The following is an 18,741-nucleotide window of genomic DNA, read 5'->3' on the forward strand; positions in this document are numbered from 1 at the left end:
GCGAATTTTTAATCGTGAGATGGAAATAATTAAAGATGCAAAAGAATTTCTCATTGTTGATTTTTTCCTATTTAACGATGAATATCCAAACACAATGAATTTTCCAAATCAAGTTGAAGAGATGACAGATCTCTTAATTGCAAAGAAAAAGGAAAATCCAAATATGCCAATTTTATTTGTCACAGATCCCATAAATAATTTTTACGGTGCTTATGAAGAAGATAACCTCAAGAAGCTTCGTGAAAATGGAATTGAACTTGTCGTCACTGATTTAAACAAGATGCGTGACTCCAATGCCCTCTTATCTGGTTTTTATAGGGCATATGTACAGTGGTTTGGAACTTCTGGAGGAGGCTGGATCAAAAACTTTTTTGACAAAGATGCAGAAAAAGTTAACATAAGATCAATTTTAAAATTAGCAAACTTTAAGGGCAACCACAGAAAAGTTTTGATTTCAGAAAAGGTCGCCTTAGTTGCATCTGCAAATCCTCATGATCCATCTGCACATCACTCCAATGTTGCCATGGTCTTTAAGGGAAAATCTATGGAAGATTTAATAAAATCTGAATCCATATTTTTTGACAAATTACCTCAAGTCATAGGAAATTTTAAGGCAGAAGAAGTGACTTCTCCTTACAAATTAAAAGTCATAAGTGAAGGAAAAATTTATGATGAGATTTCAAAAAATATTAAAAATACAAAAAAAGGTGACAAAATAAATCTTGGAATTTTTTATATATCAGAGTTTAGAATTCTAAAGGAACTTGGCGAAGCTGCAAAGCGTGGCGTCGACGTAAAAATTATTGCAGATTTAAATAAAGATGCTTTTGGACTTGAAAAAAATGGATCACCAAATAGACCTGCCCTCAGCGAACTAAAGGAAGATTACCCAGAAATAAATATTCGCTGGTACCAAACTTCTGGCGAACAGTTCCACACAAAGTTTATTTATTTTGACTTTTTGGATAAGGATCCACTTGCAATTCTTGGTAGTGCCAATTACACAAGGAGAAACCTCGATAATTTTAATTTGGAGACAAATCTCTCTATAAGCATGAAAAAAGATTCAGAACTTCCAAAAGAAATGGAAGAATATTTTAATAGAATTTGGAATAATGTGGATGCAGAGTTTACTTTGCCTCTTGAAGATTTTTATGAAGATGGCTTTTTTATGAGAATATTTTGGAAAATTCAAGAAAAAACTGGTCTTTGCACTTGGTAAAAGAAATTTAGGCACAAAAAATCACGGTATCATCTACCGTGACATAGTATGAGAAAATAAAACCCTCTTGCTAAGAATATCCTATGAAAAAAATTGAGTAATTTTCAAATCGAAAAACTTCGGCTAAAATCGCACTGTCCGAGCGAAGCGAGTTTGCGATTTTAGAAGTTCGAGATTTAGAAAATACCAATTTTTGTAATGAGATATTCGTGCACGAGGGTTTTTTTCTAATCTCATTGTAATAATTTCTACCGTGACTTTTTTATTTGTCCACTATATACTTTATCTCTGAAATTAAATCCTCATCAGACAAAAGACAAGCCCCATCATATTTTCCAAGATTACCATATAAAGAATAGTGGAATTTTTTTGTGTTCCTATCTCTTTTTGAATCGTACATAAAAATTGTATCTTCCTCGTTTTTATCCCTTAACTTAATAATTAAACTTTCATAATCTGGAATAGAATCATAGCCATATCCTGGATCTGTAGCCTGGCATTTTTCTAAGAGATTTATTATTTCCCCTAACTTTTCTCCATTTTCTTCAGAAGAAAAAATTTCTCTTGTGGTCATATTTTCTTCATCAGTAACTACTTTTACAGATAAAGTTTCAAACTTATAAACTTCTCCCGTGGAAAATTTTATCTCATGAACTTTATCCTTCTTGCAAGACGTTAGAAAAATTAAGACCACAAATAAATAAAAAATTTTTTTAAATTTCATATAAAACCTACTTCGACAATTTATTTATTATTGTGTTGATTTCTTCTATTTTCTCGTCAATTTCTTCTTCGCTTTTTGAGTAAGATTCTTTGACGCAACCCCTCAAATGAGCTGTCAAAACATCTTTATTTATATTTTTTAAAATTGAAATTGACGCCATAAGCTGGTTGGATATGTCCAGGCAATATCTGTCTTCTTCCACCATTTTTATAAGACCATCAATTTGTCCTCTTACAGTCTTTAACTTCCTAAGTTGGACTTCTTTATCTGCTCTCATTTTTCAACTTTTGCAGAATAACCAGCATCTTCCACTGCCTTTACAAGGACTTCTTCTGAAACTTCTTTATCAAGTTTTACCTCTGCCTTTTTGTCTTCTAGATTTACATCTGCTTCTTTTACACCATCAACATTTTCTAGTGCTTTTTTTACTGCTGCTGTACAGTGGTTGCAAGACATTCCTTCAACATTTAAAATTTTTTCCATATTATCTTCTCCTTTATTTTTAATAATTTTATAACCTGCTTCTTCAATGGCATTTTCTATTTCTTCTGGACTTAAGCCTTGGTCTATAAATTCTACAGAAGAATTTTCGTGGCTTGCCACAACATTTTTTGCCTTGCCAGTTTTTTCTAGGGCATCGGCAACTCTTTTCTCGCAGTGGCCACACATCATGCCTTCTACTTTTATTTTAGTTCTTTTTTTATTTTTTTCTATAAGATTTTCTTCTTTTATATTTTCTTTTTCACTTGCAGACTTTGATTCTTCCAAGGATTTTTTCACTCCCCTTGTCTTAAATCTTCTTAGCCTTAGTGCGTTATTTACAACAAAAACTGAAGACATACTCATGGCAAAGGCTGCAAACATTGGGGAAAGTTTAATACCAAAACTTGGATACAAAAGACCTGCTGCTAGTGGGATTCCTATTATATTGTAGAAAAATGCCCAGACTAAATTTTGCTTGATGTTTTTTATTGTTGCCTTTGAAAGTTCAAGAGCAGATACAACATCTAGGATATCAGACCTCATTAGGACTACGTCTGATGACTCAATTGCGACATCTGTCCCATGACCTATTGCCATTCCTATGTCAGCCTTGGCAAGGGATGGAGCATCGTTGATCCCATCACCAATCATTAGGACCTTCTTACCAGTTTTTTGAATTTTTTCTATTTCCTTGTTCTTATCTTGTGGAAGAAGTCCTGCAAGAGTCTCGTCAACTCCAATTTCATCAGCAATTGCTTCTGCAGTTTTTTCATTATCACCAGTGAGCATGATAATTTTTTTACCCATAGATTTTAAAAGATAAATAGCATCTTTTGATGACTTCTTTGGTAGGTCCTTTACAGAAATTATACCAAGGACTTCACTAGAATTTGCAAAGTACATGGAAGTTTTCCCTTCTTCTGCAAGTTTTTCTGCCTTACTTTCAAAGTCTTTTAAGTTAATTTTTTCTTCTAACATAAAATCTTTATTTCCAGCAAAAAATTTTTCACTATTTATTTCTGCACTTAAACCTCTGCCGCTTACTGAATTAAAATTATTGGCATAATATAATTTTATATTTTTTTCTTCTGCATAATTTAAAATTGCAGTTGCCAGTGGATGTTGTGAATTTTTTTCTATTGATGCCGCAATTTTTAAAAATTCATCTTCTCCTAAATCAGTAACAATATCTGTAAGCTTAGGCTTTCCTTCAGTAATTGTTCCAGTCTTATCCATTACGATTACATCAATCTTGTGGAGATTTTCTAGAACTTCTGCATTTTTAAAGAGGAGTCCAAAATCAGCAGACTTGCCAGTTGCCACCATTATTGAAACTGGTGTTGCAAGTCCTAGGGCACAAGGACAAGAAATAACTAGGACTGAAATTGCAAAGTTAAGGGCATTTTCAAATCCGTAGCCCAGAGCCATCCAAACGCCAAAGGTTAAGGCAGCTATAATTAGGACTGCTGGCACAAAGACACCGGCAATTTCATCTGCAAGCTTGGCTATAGGTGCCTTGGACTGGTTAGCCTCGTCAACTAATTTTATAATTTGTGAAATAGTTGTGTCTTCGCCAACCTTCTCTGCCTGAAACTTAAAGGACCCAGTTGTGTTAATGGAAGCAGAGATTACCCTGTCTCCCACAGACTTTTGAACTGGCATTGACTCGCCAGTCACCGCTGATTCATCAAGAGATGATGCACCCTCAATGACCTTACCGTCAACTGCCACAGATTCGCCAGGTCTTACAAGCAAGATATCTCCCACTCTTACATCTTCAATATTCTTCACGACTTCTTCGCCATCTTCTATTACTGTTGCCATTTTTGGAGCAAGATCTAATAATTTTCCAATAGATGATCTTGTTTTATTCTTTGATTTTTCTTCCAAATATTTTCCCACAGTTATTAGGGTTAGTATCATAGCTGAAGATTCAAAATAAAGATTGTGCCTGTAGGCATCTACAAGTTCCATATCTCCCTGGCCAAAGCCGTAGGCCATCATGTAAATGGCAAAGATTCCATATACAAGAGCTGCAAGAGAACCAATGGCAACAAGGCTATCCATGTTTGGAGCCCTGTTCTTCAGTCCCTTAAATCCAGAGATGTAAAAGTCCCTGTTGATGTAGACTACAGGAAGGGCCAAGAGAAATTGTGAAAAGGCAAAGATAATAGCCCCTTCTCTTCCATGAAAAATTCCTGGACTTGGCAAGTGAATCATAGGCCCCATGGCTATATACATGAGGATCAGCATAAAGATACTTGAAGAGATAAGCCTGTGCTTTAGGGCCTTCTCCCTGTCATCCACTGGTCTATCTTCACTTTTTGTTTTTTCACCAGCTGGGTTTGCTCCATAACCAATTTTTTCTACAGCTTTAATAATTTTTTCTATCATTTATTTTATTTTCATCAAAATTTACCTTCATTGAGTTTGTCATGAGGTTCACATTTGCGTCACTCACACCATCTAGCTTTTCTACAGCCTTGGTTACATTGGCGACACAAGACGAACAAGTCATTCCAGTGACATCAAATTTCTTTTCCATATTACCTCCCATACCCCCCTAGGGGGTGTTCTTTATTTTTATGGTAACATTAGATTAAATTTTTTTCAAGTATTTGATAATCTTTATTAAAATATGAAATAAAAAAAAGTGCCTAAGCACTGTCAAAAATTTTATTAATTTTTAAGATAAAAAGTTGCCCTTCCCTTTCCTCTTCTTTCAATATAGCCATTATCCACCAATTCTTTTAGAGAATTTTCTACAGATGCCTTGCTAATTGTGGGAGTGTCTTGCAATATATCATTTTTCGTGAATTTTCCAGTTTTTTTGTCAATTGAATTTTTAACTTGGTCTAAGGCAGATAGATTAGAATCAAAAAGATCTACCATATCCCAAAAATCCTTATAGGATATTAAGACTATTGCCAAAATATATTTGATGAAAAAACTGTTATTTTCTTTGTTTTCATGCCAATTAAGTCCGCTTTTTTCCAGTGATGAATAATAATAACTTTCTGAAATCTTTATTTTTTCATCAAGACTCACATATCTTCCCACGAAATATCCAAGTTTATATAAAAGTAAAGTGGTTAAAAGTCTAAAAATTCTTCCATTTCCCTCATTAAAAGGATAAATGCACAAAAAATCATGGATAAATACGCTTAAAAGTATTAGTGGATTTATCTCTTCTTTTTCTATTGCCTTATTGTATTCTTGGCATATTTTTTCGATTGCATCTGGAGTTTCTACAGGATTAAGAGGGGTAAACTTTACAAATTCTTCACCCTTTACATTTCTTTCTATGACATAATTTTGCTTATCCTTAAATTTTCCCCCAATTGATTTATCAGAATACTTATACAAATCTTTATGTAACTTTAAAATTGTATCTGAATTTATGGGAATGTCCTCATAAGATTCTTTGATAGTAGATAAAATTTCCAAATAGGCAAGAACTTCTTTTTCTTCCTCGTTTTTTGCCTCCACCCTTTTGTTATATAGATCTTTTATCCTTGCCTCTGAAAGTCTTATGCCCTCCATTTCATTGGAATACTGTGTACTTTTAATTTTCACATTTTCCATTATATTTTGTAAAATATTAGGTTTTTGACTTAAAATAATCTCCTGTCTTCCCTTAAACTCGCTTATTTGTGAAATATATTTTAATATTTCCGAATCCCATGTCTCTTCTTCTAGCCGGCTGTAGTCAAACTTATGCATAAAAAACCTCCTTATTGCCTAAATTCCTTAATAGATTATATCACTTTTTAGTAGATTTTTTACATTAGTGTGCAAAATATAAGTTTTTTATATAATTTATTATAAGATAACCAAAAAAATATGGTCCAAAAAATTTAGACCATATCTTTCTTAAAATTATTAAATTTTAAAAGGCTTTTAAAATAGCATTACATTTTAAATAAAATTTCATTTTCGATGTAAATGTGTCTTCTCATGTCTTCGTCAAGATCTGCCATAAGTTTGTTAAGTTCCTTAACTTCAGGCTCTTCTGCATTCATCTTGTAGTCACGAGTTAGGTATTTGATTCTATCAAATAAACCAATTGTCTTTTCATGTTCTGCAAGTAAATTTTCAAAATCAACATCTTTTCCATTAAGGGCATCCTTAAATTCAAATTCTTCTTCACTAGAGAAGTGAGAAACGAGTTCTGCCTTTATTAAAAGAAGAACTTCATAAATTACAAAAAGTTGTTCTCCTCTTTCTCTATAATACTTTTTAATTGCTCCTCTAAAAATTTCATCGATTTTTTCTGTTGCAGCAAGTTCACTTGGGTGAATTTCTTCTATGATGTAGTGGATTAGCTCTTCCTTATTCATCTTTCTAACCCTGTCCATGTCCTTGAAGTCAGCTTGACCTTCAACTTTTTTTATGAACATATCATAATTTTCACCAAGAGATTTTAAAGCATCTTCAAGACTTTCCATAGCAATAAAATCATATTCTCCACCAAGTTTTTGGATCTCCTTTAAAACTTTTGGGTTTTCCATAACTGCAGCTTCAACTGTCATATTTCTTTCTAACATAATTCCTCCTAATTATTTATAGATTTTAAAAATCCTCTTACTTCCTCTTCACTAGTCCTATAATTTGTAACAAGTCTAATTATAGATTCCTTCTTATTTTCTATTTCAAAAATATTTTCTTTTTGCAATTTTTCAATTTCTTCTGGATTTGATTTTATGAAAACTTGATTTGACTCTCCAAAGAGTGCTTTTCTTCCAATTTCTTTTAAACCATCTACAAGAAGTCTAGACATTTCATAGGCTCTCTTGGCATTTTCATAATAAAGTCCATCTTGAAATAATACTTTAAAAGACAAGCCTATTAAGAAGGATTTTGCCATCATACCTCCTCTTTGCTTTAAATAATATCTAAAATCTTTTTTCAAATTTTCATCTAAAATCACTAAAGCTTCCCCAAAAATTGCCCCATTTTTTGTTCCTCCAATGGAAAAAATGTGACAGTACTTGGCATAATCAGATAATTTACTAGAATTTGCAGCCATGGCATGACTAATTCTTGCTCCATCAATATAAAGATACAAATCTTTTTCTTGACAAACTTCATAAATTTCTCTAATTTCATCCATGGAATAAACTGTTCCAACTTCTGTAGTTTGAGAAATGTATATAACTTTTATTTTTACATCGATTTCTCCAGCTTGATTTTCCACAAAATCTTTTATATCAGAGGCTCTTAATTTTCCATCAGAAGTTTCTATTGTGACAACCTTATGTCCAGTTGCCTCAATAGATCCAGTTTCATGATGAGTAATGTGGCCACTTGAGGCAGATAAAACAGCTTCATAGGGTCTTAGTCCAAAAGTTGTCGCTAAAATATTTGTAGCTGTTCCTCCAGACACAAATTCAATATCCGCATCTCTTCCTAATTCTTTCAAAATCAAATTTCTAGCTTCATTAGAGATTCCATCAGTTCCATAACCAGAAATTTTTTTATCAAAAATATTATTTATCTCTTGATAAATTTCTTTGGATCCAAAATCACTATAATCATTTCTAAAATTATTCATAAGCCACCTCATCCTATCCTTACCCCATATTATATAATAAATGTAAAATTTTACCAAATAGGGTACAATATAAAAAGAGGTGTTTAAATGAACAGTCATGGTGCAAATATTTTTGAAATTACAAAAAATGAAGGCATAGAAATAAAAGACATTAGAGATTTTTCTTCAAATATAAATCCCTTGGGACCAAGCAAAAAAGCTCTCGATGAACTAAAAAATAATTTAAATTTACTTTCATCTTATCCCGATGTAGACTATGTTGACCTAAAAAAATCAATATCAACTTATGCAGATTGCAAGATTGAAAATATTGTATTAGGACTTGGTTCTACAGAAATTTTAAAGGATGCTATTAATTTTTTTGCACCTAAAATTTCTATGATTTTGTCACCTTGCTACTCTGAATATGAAAGAGAACTAAAAAAAATTTCTTCCAAGATAATTGAATACAATTTAGAAGAAAAAATAATTTTAAAATAAATTTAGACGAAATTATAAAAATTATAAATGAAAAAAAAGTTGAATTTTTAATTTTTGCAAATCCAAATAATCCTACAGGGACAATTTTAAAATCAAAAGAAATAGAAAAAATATTAAATGAAACTGATACAAAGATTTTAGTGGATGAAACTTATATTGAATTTACAAATAAAGATGTTTACTCCTCAACAAGTCTCACAAAAAATTATAAAAATTTAATAGTTGTAAGAGGAACTTCCAAATTTTTTGCCCTTCCAGGCATAAGACTTGGCTACGGCATATCTTCAAATGCAGAATTGTTAAATTACTTTAAAGAAAAAGAAATTCTCTGGCAAATAAATTCTGTTGCAGAAATCTGCGGCAAAGTCATGTTTTCTGATGAAGAATATATTGATGAAGTTTACGAATTTATAAAATCTAGAAGAGATTATTTCTACAAAGAAATTTCAAAAATTAAAAATTTAAAGACCTTTGAAAGTTATGGAAATTTTATTTTAATCAAGATACTAAAGGGTATAAATTCTACAAGCTTACGTGAAAAGCTTCTTGTTGATGGCTTAGTAGTTAGAGATTGCAAAAGTTTTAAAAATTTAGATAATTCTTACTTTAGAATTTGTATTTTAGATGATGACGCAAATGAAAAATTGTTAGAAAAATTAAAGGATATCTTTTAAGTAAGTAAGGTGATGAAATGAAAAAATTAAAAAAATTATTGACGACTTTAATCCTAGTACCTACACTTTTTGTACCAAACTTTGCCTTTGCTAAGGAAAATAAAGGTCCTGTAGTTACAGAAATTAAAGCTGAAGAAAATTTAAGTTCTGATGCGAAAGAACAAAACACATTAGACAAAAAAATAGAAGAATCTAAAGAAATTAAGTCTAAAGAAAAAACTCCTGAGATTAAGACTCCAAGCTTTAGCCCATGGGCAACAATGGATCTTAATGACGTTCAGTTTATGGGTCTTTATCCTGCTTCAAGTTTTTTTGAAGGAAAGGATTTTAGAAAAGAAACTTCTTTAGAAGATGCAAACACAGCTTACAAACTTGCAAAAGAAAAAATTGAATCTCGTGGATTAGAAACTGGTGGAGATTATACTTTTAAAGATTTAACTCGCCTTGAAACTCTTGAATCAATCTCAAAACTTTTAAATAATGACAAGTTTGCAGTTAAAAATTTAAAAGAATCAAAAATATTTTTTGGTCAAGAAGATGAAAAATATTTAAATACAAAAATTCCCCTAGAAGAAATGTTAGCCCTCTATAATAGAGCTACAAAAAAGATTTTACAAGAAAATGACAAGGTAGCAAAGGGATTTTTCTACGAAATTGAAAATAAAAACAACAAGGTCTATATGCTTGGATCTATTCACATAGGCAAGACTTCAATGTATCCAGTTGACCAAAATATTGTAAATTCTCTTAAAAATTCAGACAAAATTTTTATGGAAATTGATTTAACTAATCAAAAAAAATTAGCGGAAATGCAAGAAAAAATGTATTACAAAGATGCTGGCAGCTTAAAGGATGATTTAGGAGAAGAATTATTTACACGTGTTGCAAATATTTTTAAAGGTTTTGGAATGACTGAAGACCAAGTCAATAAATTAAAGCCATGGGCAATATATAATACTCTCTCTGTCGATCCTAAGGGAGAAGTTGCAACTTCAACTTATGGTATTGAGTCCTATTTCTTAGCTCTTAGTCTTTTAAATAATATTGAATTAGGAGAACTTGAATCTGTTGATTTTCAATCAGATTTACTTTCTAACTTTGATAAAGAAGCCTATATTTCTATGATTAAAAATTTGACTGACGAAATAGAAAAAAATGGATACAAAAATATTAATGCTGGTTTAAATGAAATGCTTGATGCTTGGGAAAGTGGAAATAAGAAAAAATTGACAAGTCTTTTATCTACTGAAGGCGACAAAGAAACAGAAAAATTTAACGAAGCTCTTCTAACTGAAAGAGATAAAAATATGGCAAAAAAAATTGATGCCATGTTAAAAGAAGAAGGCGAACACACTTATTTCATCTTAGTTGGATCAGCCCACCTTGTTCCTGAAAATTCTGTAACGGGCATCCTAAAAGACATGGGCTATGAAATAAAAGAAAAATAAATTTTAAAAAAAGGCGAGGTGTTAAAACCTCGTCTTTTCTATGTCTATTATTTATTTTCCAATCATTTCTTTTAAAATTACTTCATCTGTTTCTTTCATTCCATCCATGGCAATGTGTCCCACTGTTTTTATCATCTCATCTATGTCAGATTTTACAATGCCATCGCCTGCTTTAAAAGAATTGCCAGCTTTTGCTTGTTTGTAAGCTAAAAATGCCATTTTTAAACTGGAAGCAATTTTTATAGCACAAGATTCCTTTGCACCATCGCAAATTATTCCAGAATTTGTTGCAAGAGCATTTGTAAGAATTTCCTTAATAAGATCTTTTTCTTCATCTCTCATAAAAGCAAGACCACAAACTGAAGCAGATGCAGCAGAAACAACTCCACAATAAGCTGAAAGTTCTCCTATTCCCTCTTTTATATAAAGACCTATTAAATTTGCAAAAATAAGGGATCTATAAAGTTTATCTTTTTCAATTTCATGATCTTTGGCATAAATAATAATTGGAACAGAAACTGTTATACCTTGATTTCCGGATCCAGAATTTATAACAACAGGTTTTTCACAACCAGACATTCTTGCATCAGACCCTGCAGCAGCATAAGCAACAAGCTTTTCAGTATATTTATCAGCTGCATCTTCTAGAACCATCTTGCCTATATTTGCACCCCAAGGATTTTCGATTCCCTCTTTTGCAATTGCATAATTATATTCAATTTCCTTATCCAAGACATCTACAATATCTTCATAATTTCCATTTTTCGCAAAATCATAAATATTATCAAAGGAGAGTTCAATTTCATTTTCCACTTCCCTATCTTCATCCTTTTTTTCAAAAAGAATTTTGTCGTTTAAACTTTCATAAATAATATTTGTGTGGAAATCCTTTATAATTACTCGTGATTTTTTGTCACCCTTCTCCATGGAAACATCTATGTAAAGTCCTTTTTTTTCGTGAAGAAGTTCTATGTCACAAAGTCCCTTATCTATTAATTCATCTAAGTAATTTAATTTTGTCTTATCAATATCTGATAGGACTTCAAGCTTTTTTGTATAGTCACCCAAAAAAGCTCCAGCAGCAAGAGAAATTTCTATTCCCTTTCTTCCTTCAGTTGCTGGGACTTTTACGCTGTTTACATTTTTTATTATATTGCCCGATAACCTAGCTTTAATTTTTTCTGGATCTTCTCCCAAAATAAATCTCGCACGACTAGCTGCATAAGCCAAGGCTATGGGCTCAGTACAGCCAAAAGCAGCTACCATTTTTTCCCTTAAAAAATCATTATATTTCATAAAAAATCTCCTTTTAATAAACTTAACTTATTTATATTATAACAAATAAGATAAGCTTTTCCTAATAGTATTTTTCAAACTCATTTTTTAAAATTTTTTACAATACATAAAATAGTTAGCTTATTGTTGCAATCAAAAATAATTTACCATAATATTTTTGGATTTTTAAATTAATAATATATAATAAAATTAAAGATGAGAATAAAGGAGATAATATGTTAAAAATACTCTTGCTAGAAGATGACAATATAATATCTTTTGCCATAAAAAAATATCTTGAAAAATTTAAATATTCCGTAAAAATTTTTAAAACTATTTCTGCCACTGAAGATCTTTCTTTAAATGAATTTGATTTAATTATTTTAGATGTAAATCTACCTGACGGTAATGGTTTTGATTACTTGAACTATGTGAGAAGTTTTTCAAAAATTCCTATTATAATGTTAACCGTTAAAAATGATGAGAAATATATTCTAAAAGGATTTTCAGAAGGTGCAGATGAATACATATCAAAACCTTTTTCTCTTCCTGTTTTGAAAGCTCGAATTGAAAATGTTTTGAAAAGGACTGGACATAAATCAGAAATTATTTTTAAAAACCTGATTTTAAATGATGATATTAAGTCTGCAGAATTAAGCGGCAAAAATTTGGAATTAAACATAAAAGAATATGCCCTTTTAAAACTTTTTATCGCACACAAAAATAAAAATTTGCCAAGAGATTTTATTTTAGATAACATTTGGCAAAATGATTTTTATGAAATAAATGATAATACTCTTTCTGTAACAATTAAGAGACTTAGAAAAAAATTGGGTCCGGATTATGAAAAATACCTTAAAACTATAAGAGGATTTGGATATAAGTGGTCGGAACTAGATATTTAAGAGAGAGAAAAAATGAAAAATTATAAAAAATATTTATTTATAATTGCTTTTAATATTATTTTATCAATGCTGATAGTTTGCATAAGTCCGCGATTTGACATGGTCACTCTTTTTTATTTTATTTTTTTGAATATCTTCATTTTTGTCTTTCTTTTATTATTTGAAAGTAGTAAGAATAAGAAAATAAATGATCAAATTGACGAAATTATAAATTTAATTCACTCTTTAAATCCAGACAAGGAAGTTTATAAAAAAAATGATGGTGAATTTGGAAAACTTAAAGATGAAATTACAAAAATAATTTTAGAAAATAAAAATATAATTGAAAATTCAAAAGAGAATCAAAAGGTTTTAAGAGATTACTCAGAAGATCTTGCCCATCAAATAAAAACTCCCTTAACAGGTATTCTGTTGATGTTGGATTTAATTGAAGAAGACAAAGAAAATATAGATGAATATATTTTGTTAATTAGAAATAATATAAATCGGCTTGAAAATCTGACAGACATTCTTTTAAAGCTGGCTTCCCTTGATTCTGATATAACAAAATTTAATTTAGAGTATGTAAATGTCTTGGATTTGATAAAAAGTGTAAAAGAGGATTTAGATTCTTACTTTGGTATAAAAAATTATGAAATTAAAATTTTTGGTGATAATTTTATTTTAAATTGCGATAAAAAATGGACTCATGAGGCAATTTTAAATATCTGCAAAAATGCAATTGAAGCAAGTCCAGAGAATAATATCGAAATTATACTTAGAGAAAGCAATGTCTTTAAAAGTATCCTTGTAAAAGATTTCTCCCCTGGTATGAGTAAGGATACTTTAAAAAAAGCTATGCAGAGATTTTATAAATCTGACCCAAACAGTCAAGGCTATGGCATTGGACTTCCCATGGCAAAAACTATTTTAAATAAAGAAAATGGCGACTTAATTTATAAACGCGAAAAAAATTATAATACCTTCGAGATGAGATTTTATAAATAACTATATAATTCTTCATTATATGTGTCACTGACTAGTCACTTTATTTTGTTAATATGAGGAAAAGGAGGCAAATATGTTTATTTTACAGACAAATAATTTGACAAAAGTTTACGATGCTGAAGTCAAAGTAGAAGCGTTAGTTGATGTAAATTTTAATCTTTCTAAAGGTGATTTAGTTGCTATAATCGGAGACAGTGGCTCTGGAAAATCAACTTTCCTGCACCTTCTTGCTGGTGTTGACAAGCCAAGTAGTGGAGATATTTTTATTGAAGATAAAAATATTACTAAACTTAATAAGGAAGATCTTACAATTTTCAGAAGGCGAAATATTGGAGTTATTTATCAGTTTTTTAACTTAATTCCAAATATTAATGTTAAAAAAAATATTTTATTGCCAATACTTTTAGACTACAAAAAAGTTGACCAAGAATATTTTAATGAAATTCTTTCGATTCTCGGGATAAAGGATAAGTTAAATAGATTTCCAAGAGAACTATCTGGCGGCGAACAGCAAAGAGTTGCCATAGCAAGAAGTCTTATAACAAGACCTGCCATAGTTTTAGCTGACGAGCCTACAGGAAATTTAGATAGAAAAAATTCTGAGGATATAATTTCCCTTTTTAAGCTAGTGAATCAAAGGCTTAATTCAACTATTATGATAATAACTCATGATGAGAAAGTTGCAAATGCCTGTAACAAGGTTTATAAAATGGTAGACGGAAGATTGTCTTTGTTGGAAGAAGGCTTGCAATGAAAATTATAAATGAACTTGCAAATTCATCCATAAAAAACAATAAAAAAGATACTTTTGCCACAAGAATTTCTATATTGCTTGCTGTAATTTTACTTGGAACCATTGTATTTATTTTAAGCGATTTGCGACAATCAAAAATTAAATACTTAAAAAACACAGTTGGAGATTATGAAGTTTCTCTTTCAGAAATCGACAAACAAACCTACGATTTATTAGAAAAAAATAAGGATATTGAAAAAGTCCATTATGATAAAATAATTTCAACTGATATAGGTCTTATTATCTATGAGAAATCAAAATATTTTCTTGAAAATATAGACACTCACTTAATTGATGGAAGAAATCCAAAAAATTCAAGAGAAATAGTTGTTACAAAACAATTCCTAAATAAAAATAGAAATTATAAAATTGCTTCAAACATTAAAATTAATGAGAAAATTTATAAAATTGTTGGTGTTTACGAAGATTTTTCCTTTTCTTTTGAAGATCCAGTTGCTTTTTCTTATTTTGATGATAGTAAAGGTCTCGACTTTAAAAAGGGTGAAAGCTATTTTGCCTATATTTGGTATAAAAATCCTAGAGATACTTATACAAATACTAGAAAAATTCTAAAAGACTTAAATATTAATGAAAAGAAAGCCCTAGACAAGGGTCAACTTTTTTACAACGCATCTCTTTTGGAGTCAAAGATGATATTTCCAAAGGGACTCATCCCGCCAAAAAGAGTAGTAAATTCATTTATTGAATCTTTTGGACTATTCTTTATCCTAATTCTTCTCTTTGCAGTTATGATTTATGGATCCTTTAATGTTTACAATAATAGAGATATAAAAGAGCTTGCTCTCTTAAAATCTTCAGGCATGACGGAAAAACAAACCAAAAAACTTGTGAAGCTAAAGGCTTTTAAAATTTCATTTTTTCCCATTTTAATTGGAACTCTTTTGTCTTACTTAACTGCTATTTTTTTGACATATCTCATGTATATTAACAACCGCATAAGTTATAAAAATATGTCTAAAATTTTAAGTGATAATTTAGAAATGCATGGTTTTAAATTCTATACTCCAGATATTAAATCAATCTTTATAATTTTATTTTTCTCACTGCTAATGGTATATATTTCTGCCATTGTGCCTGCTAGAAAAAGTTCAAAGATAAATATAGTTGAAGGCTTAAATGGATTAGATCCCAAAAAGAAAAAACAAGGCAAATCAAAAATTAAAGGCAGCATAGAAAAAACTCTCGCAAAGGATTATTTTAAAACTTACAAAAATACTTATAAAGTGATTTCCATTGCCATTTTGTTATCTGCTATTGCCATGAATGTTCTTTTAGTATCTGTTTCTTATAGAGACATGAACGCAAAATATAATAAATTTGATGACCCTTATAATTTTGAAGCTTATCTTTTTTCTGATTCAAGATTAAATAAAAATATGGTTGATGATCTGAAAAACATAAATTTTGTAGATGAAATTCACATTTTTGAAGAAAAAGATTTTAAATTCTATAAATCCGATAACAAAAATTTCTTATCAAATAAATTTGAAAATGATTTAGAAAATAAAAGTCAGTCAGAAGATTACTTTGTTAGAATACTTGCTCTTTCAAAGGAGGATTTTAACGAAATTAAAAAAGAAAATAATTTGACAGAAGAAAATAACTTTCTTTTGTTAAACAAAACACCAAAAAATAATTTTACTCCCTATAAATTTAGAAAATATATTCCTTTAACTGACTCAAAAAATAATACTATAAATCTGAGATATTATGATGGTGGAAAAATTATTAATATTAATAATTTATCTAATATAAAAAATTCCCTTACGATTTGGAAGAACATCTAGGACTTGGAATTTATATTATCACAAATGAAAATTCTTTTGATGAGTTAATAAAAAAATATGGGAACGACCCAGCTAATCCTGCAAATAAATTTATTGTAAAAATAAAAGCAAAGGAAAATTTGAAAGATGTTTCTGAAGATGCAATAAAAATAATCACATCATATTTTCAAAAATCAGATTATTCAATCTTTTCTGACATCACAAGAAAAGCTATATACTCTGAGCAAAGCCGAAATGAAAATCTATTAAGTTTTGGAATTCAAATAATATTCTTAATTATTGCTCTATCCAACGCCTATAATTCTTTTCATGGAAATTTACGAGCGAGAAAAAAAGAATTTAATCTTCTTTCCACTGCAGGTATGACTGATTTGCAAATTAGAAAAATGATAAATAATGAGCTAAAAATTTTAATTAAAAGAATTCTTTCTATTTATGCATTTGTATTTGCCTTATCAGTTTTTGTAAGAGCAAAAAGAAGTCCTTATGAAGTAAATTTTGCTATTAGAGAAATTTTAATTAATATAAATTATCTGCCTTTGTTATTTATTTTTATTGTAACAATAATTGGTTTACTCTTAGCACAAAAAAGTGGCATGAGAGAGCTATCTCGTGATAACATAATCGATAATTTAAAATAAATTAAATTTAAAGGAGACCTAGTCTATTTCGATTTGGTCTCCTTCTTCTTTTCTATTTATTTTGCCCAATTCATAGAATATTTTATGGCTTCGTGCCATCTTGACATTTTTTCTCTTCTTTCATCTTCATCCATATTTGGATCAAATTTTTTGTCTATATCATTATTTTCTTTAATTTCATCTATATTTTTCCAAAAACCAACTGCCAAGCCTGCCATGTAACAAGCTCCAAGAGCTGTTAATTCTACAATTTTTGGTCTTTCTATGTGGACATCAACAATATCTGATAAAAATTTCATCAAGAAATTATTTTTGCTAACTCCTCCGTCAACTGTGAGAGACTTTATTTTTGTATTTGAGTCTTCCTGCATTGCCTTTATTACATCACAGCTTAAATAGCCTATTGATTCTAAGGCAGCTCTTACTATGTGATATTTATTTACTGAGCCTGTAAGACCAACTATGGATCCTCTAGCATATTGATCCCAATAAGGTGCACCTAGTCCTGTAAAGGCTGGTATGAAATAACAGTCATTAGTGTCTTCAACTTTGTTTGCCATATATTCTGAATCATCTGCTTGGTCTATTATTCTCAAATTGTCGCGTAAAAAATCAATGCATGATCCTGCTTCAAAGATTGAACCTTCAAGAGCGTATTTTATTTTTCCATCCATAGCCCAGGCTATAGTCGTCACAAGTCCATTTTGTGATCTTATAAGTTCATCTCCTGTATTCATTAATATAAAGGCACCTGTTCCAAAGGTTGATTTTGCCATTCCCTTTTCAAAAGAAGCTGTTCCAAAAAGTGATGACTGTTGATCTCCTATTGCTCCTGCAATTGGTATTTCGCATCCCAAATATTTTGATTTAGATTTTCCATAAATTTCGCTAGAATTTTTTATTTCTGGAAGCATGGATTTTGGTATATCAAATATTTCTAAAAGTTCTTCATCCCACTTTTTTTCTTTTATGTTAAAGAGCATTGTTCTCGATGCATTGGTGTAGTCAGTTATGTGAACTTCTCCATCTGTAAGTTTGTAGATGAGATAAGTTTCTACTGTTCCAAAAAGGAGTTCTCCTCTTTCTGCCATTTCCCTTGCTCCATCAACATTTTCCAGAATCCATCTTATTTTTGTAGCTGAAAAATAAGGGTCTATTACTAGTCCTGTCTTTTCTCTAATTTTTTCTTCAAGACCTTTTTCTTTTAATTCTTCACAATATTTTGAAGTTCTCTTGCACTGCCAAACAATTGCATTGTAAATTGGCTCCATAGTTTTTTTGTTCCAGACAATTGTTGTTTCTCTTTGATTTGTTATGCCAATTGCTGCAATATCCTTTGGATCTATTTCCTTTCTAGACATTGCTTCCACTGCTGTACCTATTTGCTTTGACCAAAGATCGTCTGGCTCTTCTTCCACATAACCAGGTTTTGGAAAGTGTTTAATTAAATCTTTTTGTGCTACTGAAACTGGATTTCCCTTTTTATCAAAAATTATAGTTCTAGCAGATGTAGTACCTGCATCAAAAGCCATTATGTATTTCATCTTATCACCAAGTTTATTATAACATTAATGATTTTTTTAGGCTCTCTTTTTGCAATTTATCTTTGATTTTAGAAGTGCTATAATTATTTTATCTTATTTGCTGATATGGCTCAGTTGGTAGAGCAATTGCTTCGTAATCAATAGGTCGGCGGTTCGACTCCGCCTATCAGCTCCACAAAAAAAGTGTCAGATTTTGTGAACTG

The 18,741-nt window shown here is 30.3% G+C and carries 16 protein-coding genes, 1 tRNA gene and 1 pseudogene; 10 read left to right on the top strand and 8 right to left on the bottom strand.

The genetic code is table 11. From position 1 onward, the window contains the following. Nucleotides 1-1,222, top strand: a 1,222-nt coding sequence (locus tag HGPT_RS07305; RefSeq protein ID WP_051007906.1) for a phospholipase D-like domain-containing protein, incomplete at its 5' end; no start/stop codon positions are given. A 262-nt stretch (nt 1,223-1,484) separates the two neighbouring features. Here HGPT_RS07305 and HGPT_RS07310 read toward each other — a convergent pair. The 6 genes and pseudogenes from HGPT_RS07310 to HGPT_RS07335 all read right to left on the bottom strand — a co-directional run bounded on the left by HGPT_RS07310 (nt 1,485) and on the right by HGPT_RS07335 (nt 7,983). Continuing rightward, nucleotides 1,485-1,946 carry a hypothetical protein gene (locus HGPT_RS07310; protein ID WP_019139180.1) on the bottom strand — a complete coding sequence of 154 codons (462 nt, stop codon included), beginning with the start codon at nt 1,944-1,946 and terminating at the stop codon, nt 1,485-1,487. 7 nt (nt 1,947-1,953) lie between these two features. Beyond that, nucleotides 1,954-2,223 carry a metal-sensing transcriptional repressor gene (locus HGPT_RS07315; protein WP_019139181.1) on the bottom strand — a complete coding sequence of 90 codons (270 nt, stop codon included), beginning with the start codon at nt 2,221-2,223 and terminating at the stop codon, nt 1,954-1,956. Beyond that, a pseudogene (locus HGPT_RS07320) lies at nt 2,220-4,974 on the bottom strand (heavy metal translocating P-type ATPase). Before HGPT_RS07320 ends, HGPT_RS07315 begins: the two are co-directional and overlap by 4 nt. A gap of 134 nt (nt 4,975-5,108) precedes the next feature. Further along, nucleotides 5,109-6,152, bottom strand: coding sequence for a Fic family protein (locus HGPT_RS07325; protein WP_019139184.1), 1,044 nt, complete (start codon nt 6,150-6,152; stop codon nt 5,109-5,111). Between the two features lie 188 nt (nt 6,153-6,340). Next, complete coding sequence (locus tag HGPT_RS07330) at nt 6,341-6,976, bottom strand: hemerythrin domain-containing protein (protein WP_019139185.1); 636 nt, start codon at nt 6,974-6,976, stop codon at nt 6,341-6,343. An 8-nt stretch (nt 6,977-6,984) separates the two neighbouring features. Beyond that, nucleotides 6,985-7,983 (bottom strand): threonine aldolase family protein, encoded by a 999-nt coding sequence (locus HGPT_RS07335; protein ID WP_019139186.1) that lies wholly within the window; start codon nt 7,981-7,983, stop codon nt 6,985-6,987. Between the two features lie 87 nt (nt 7,984-8,070). Here HGPT_RS07335 and HGPT_RS10175 point away from each other — a divergent pair, with 87 nt between their 5' ends. The 3 genes from HGPT_RS10175 to HGPT_RS07345 are packed head-to-tail and all read left to right on the top strand — an operon-like array spanning nt 8,071 to nt 10,585. Continuing rightward, the gene (locus HGPT_RS10175) at nt 8,071-8,463 is read left to right on the top strand and encodes an aminotransferase class I/II-fold pyridoxal phosphate-dependent enzyme (protein ID WP_245544190.1); all 393 of its coding nucleotides are present in this window, start codon (nt 8,071-8,073) and stop codon (nt 8,461-8,463) included. A 23-nt stretch (nt 8,464-8,486) separates the two neighbouring features. Further along, nucleotides 8,487-9,137: a pyridoxal phosphate-dependent aminotransferase gene (locus tag HGPT_RS10180; RefSeq protein WP_245544194.1), complete on the top strand. Its 651-nt coding sequence runs from the start codon at nt 8,487-8,489 to the stop codon at nt 9,135-9,137. Nucleotides 9,138-9,154: 17 nt separating this feature from the next. Further along, nucleotides 9,155-10,585: a TraB/GumN family protein gene (locus tag HGPT_RS07345; RefSeq protein ID WP_019139187.1), complete on the top strand. Its 1,431-nt coding sequence runs from the start codon at nt 9,155-9,157 to the stop codon at nt 10,583-10,585. A 51-nt stretch (nt 10,586-10,636) separates the two neighbouring features. Here the strand turns inward: HGPT_RS07345 and HGPT_RS07350 are convergent, their stop codons facing one another. After that, entirely contained in the window at nt 10,637-11,881 is a 1,245-nt protein-coding gene (locus HGPT_RS07350; RefSeq protein WP_019139188.1) for an L-cysteine desulfidase family protein, read from the bottom strand. Nucleotides 11,882-12,096: 215 nt separating this feature from the next. Here HGPT_RS07350 and HGPT_RS07355 point away from each other — a divergent pair, with 215 nt between their 5' ends. The 5 genes from HGPT_RS07355 to HGPT_RS08930 all read left to right on the top strand — a co-directional run bounded on the left by HGPT_RS07355 (nt 12,097) and on the right by HGPT_RS08930 (nt 16,994). After that, nucleotides 12,097-12,765, top strand: a complete 669-nt coding sequence (locus HGPT_RS07355; RefSeq protein WP_019139189.1) for a response regulator transcription factor — start codon at nt 12,097-12,099, stop codon at nt 12,763-12,765. 12 nt (nt 12,766-12,777) lie between these two features. Then, on the top strand, nt 12,778-13,752 hold the full coding sequence (locus HGPT_RS07360) for a sensor histidine kinase (protein ID WP_019139190.1): 975 nt from the start codon (nt 12,778-12,780) through the stop codon (nt 13,750-13,752). Between the two features lie 73 nt (nt 13,753-13,825). Beyond that, on the top strand, nt 13,826-14,506 hold the full coding sequence (locus tag HGPT_RS07365; protein WP_019139191.1) for an ABC transporter ATP-binding protein: 681 nt from the start codon (nt 13,826-13,828) through the stop codon (nt 14,504-14,506). After that, nucleotides 14,503-16,353, top strand: a complete 1,851-nt coding sequence (locus tag HGPT_RS07370; RefSeq protein ID WP_081578515.1) for an ABC transporter permease — start codon at nt 14,503-14,505, stop codon at nt 16,351-16,353. Before HGPT_RS07365 ends, HGPT_RS07370 begins: the two co-directional genes overlap by 4 nt. Further along, nucleotides 16,338-16,994: an ABC transporter permease family protein gene (locus HGPT_RS08930; RefSeq protein WP_081578516.1), complete on the top strand. Its 657-nt coding sequence runs from the start codon at nt 16,338-16,340 to the stop codon at nt 16,992-16,994. The genes HGPT_RS07370 and HGPT_RS08930 overlap by 16 nt, the downstream gene beginning before the upstream one ends. Nucleotides 16,995-17,050: 56 nt before the next feature. Here the strand turns inward: HGPT_RS08930 and glpK are convergent, their stop codons facing one another. Next, complete coding sequence (gene glpK, locus HGPT_RS07375; RefSeq protein WP_019139192.1) at nt 17,051-18,538, bottom strand: glycerol kinase GlpK; 1,488 nt, start codon at nt 18,536-18,538, stop codon at nt 17,051-17,053. A 99-nt stretch (nt 18,539-18,637) separates the two neighbouring features. Here glpK and HGPT_RS07380 point away from each other — a divergent pair. Next, nucleotides 18,638-18,713 (top strand) — tRNA-Thr (locus HGPT_RS07380). Nucleotides 18,714-18,741: the final 28 nt, after the last annotated feature.

It is taken from the genome of Peptoniphilus timonensis JC401, from assembly GCF_000312025.1.
Lineage (GTDB): Bacteria > Bacillota > Clostridia > Tissierellales > Peptoniphilaceae > Peptoniphilus_A > Peptoniphilus_A timonensis.

Coding starts and splice junctions, on each gene's coding strand:
- HGPT_RS07310 (WP_019139180.1), bottom strand. CDS start 1,946: ATGAAATTTAAAAAAATTTTTTATTTATTTGTGGTCTTAATTTTTCTA.
- HGPT_RS07315 (WP_019139181.1), bottom strand. CDS start 2,223: ATGAGAGCAGATAAAGAAGTCCAACTTAGGAAGTTAAAGACTGTAAGA.
- HGPT_RS07325 (WP_019139184.1), bottom strand. CDS start 6,152: ATGCATAAGTTTGACTACAGCCGGCTAGAAGAAGAGACATGGGATTCG.
- HGPT_RS07330 (WP_019139185.1), bottom strand. CDS start 6,976: ATGTTAGAAAGAAATATGACAGTTGAAGCTGCAGTTATGGAAAACCCA.
- HGPT_RS07335 (WP_019139186.1), bottom strand. CDS start 7,983: ATGAATAATTTTAGAAATGATTATAGTGATTTTGGATCCAAAGAAATT.
- HGPT_RS10175 (WP_245544190.1), top strand. CDS start 8,071: ATGAACAGTCATGGTGCAAATATTTTTGAAATTACAAAAAATGAAGGC.
- HGPT_RS07345 (WP_019139187.1), top strand. CDS start 9,155: ATGAAAAAATTAAAAAAATTATTGACGACTTTAATCCTAGTACCTACA.
- HGPT_RS07350 (WP_019139188.1), bottom strand. CDS start 11,881: ATGAAATATAATGATTTTTTAAGGGAAAAAATGGTAGCTGCTTTTGGC.
- HGPT_RS07355 (WP_019139189.1), top strand. CDS start 12,097: ATGTTAAAAATACTCTTGCTAGAAGATGACAATATAATATCTTTTGCC.
- HGPT_RS07360 (WP_019139190.1), top strand. CDS start 12,778: ATGAAAAATTATAAAAAATATTTATTTATAATTGCTTTTAATATTATT.
- HGPT_RS07365 (WP_019139191.1), top strand. CDS start 13,826: ATGTTTATTTTACAGACAAATAATTTGACAAAAGTTTACGATGCTGAA.
- HGPT_RS07370 (WP_081578515.1), top strand. CDS start 14,503: ATGAAAATTATAAATGAACTTGCAAATTCATCCATAAAAAACAATAAA.
- glpK (WP_019139192.1), bottom strand. CDS start 18,538: ATGAAATACATAATGGCTTTTGATGCAGGTACTACATCTGCTAGAACT.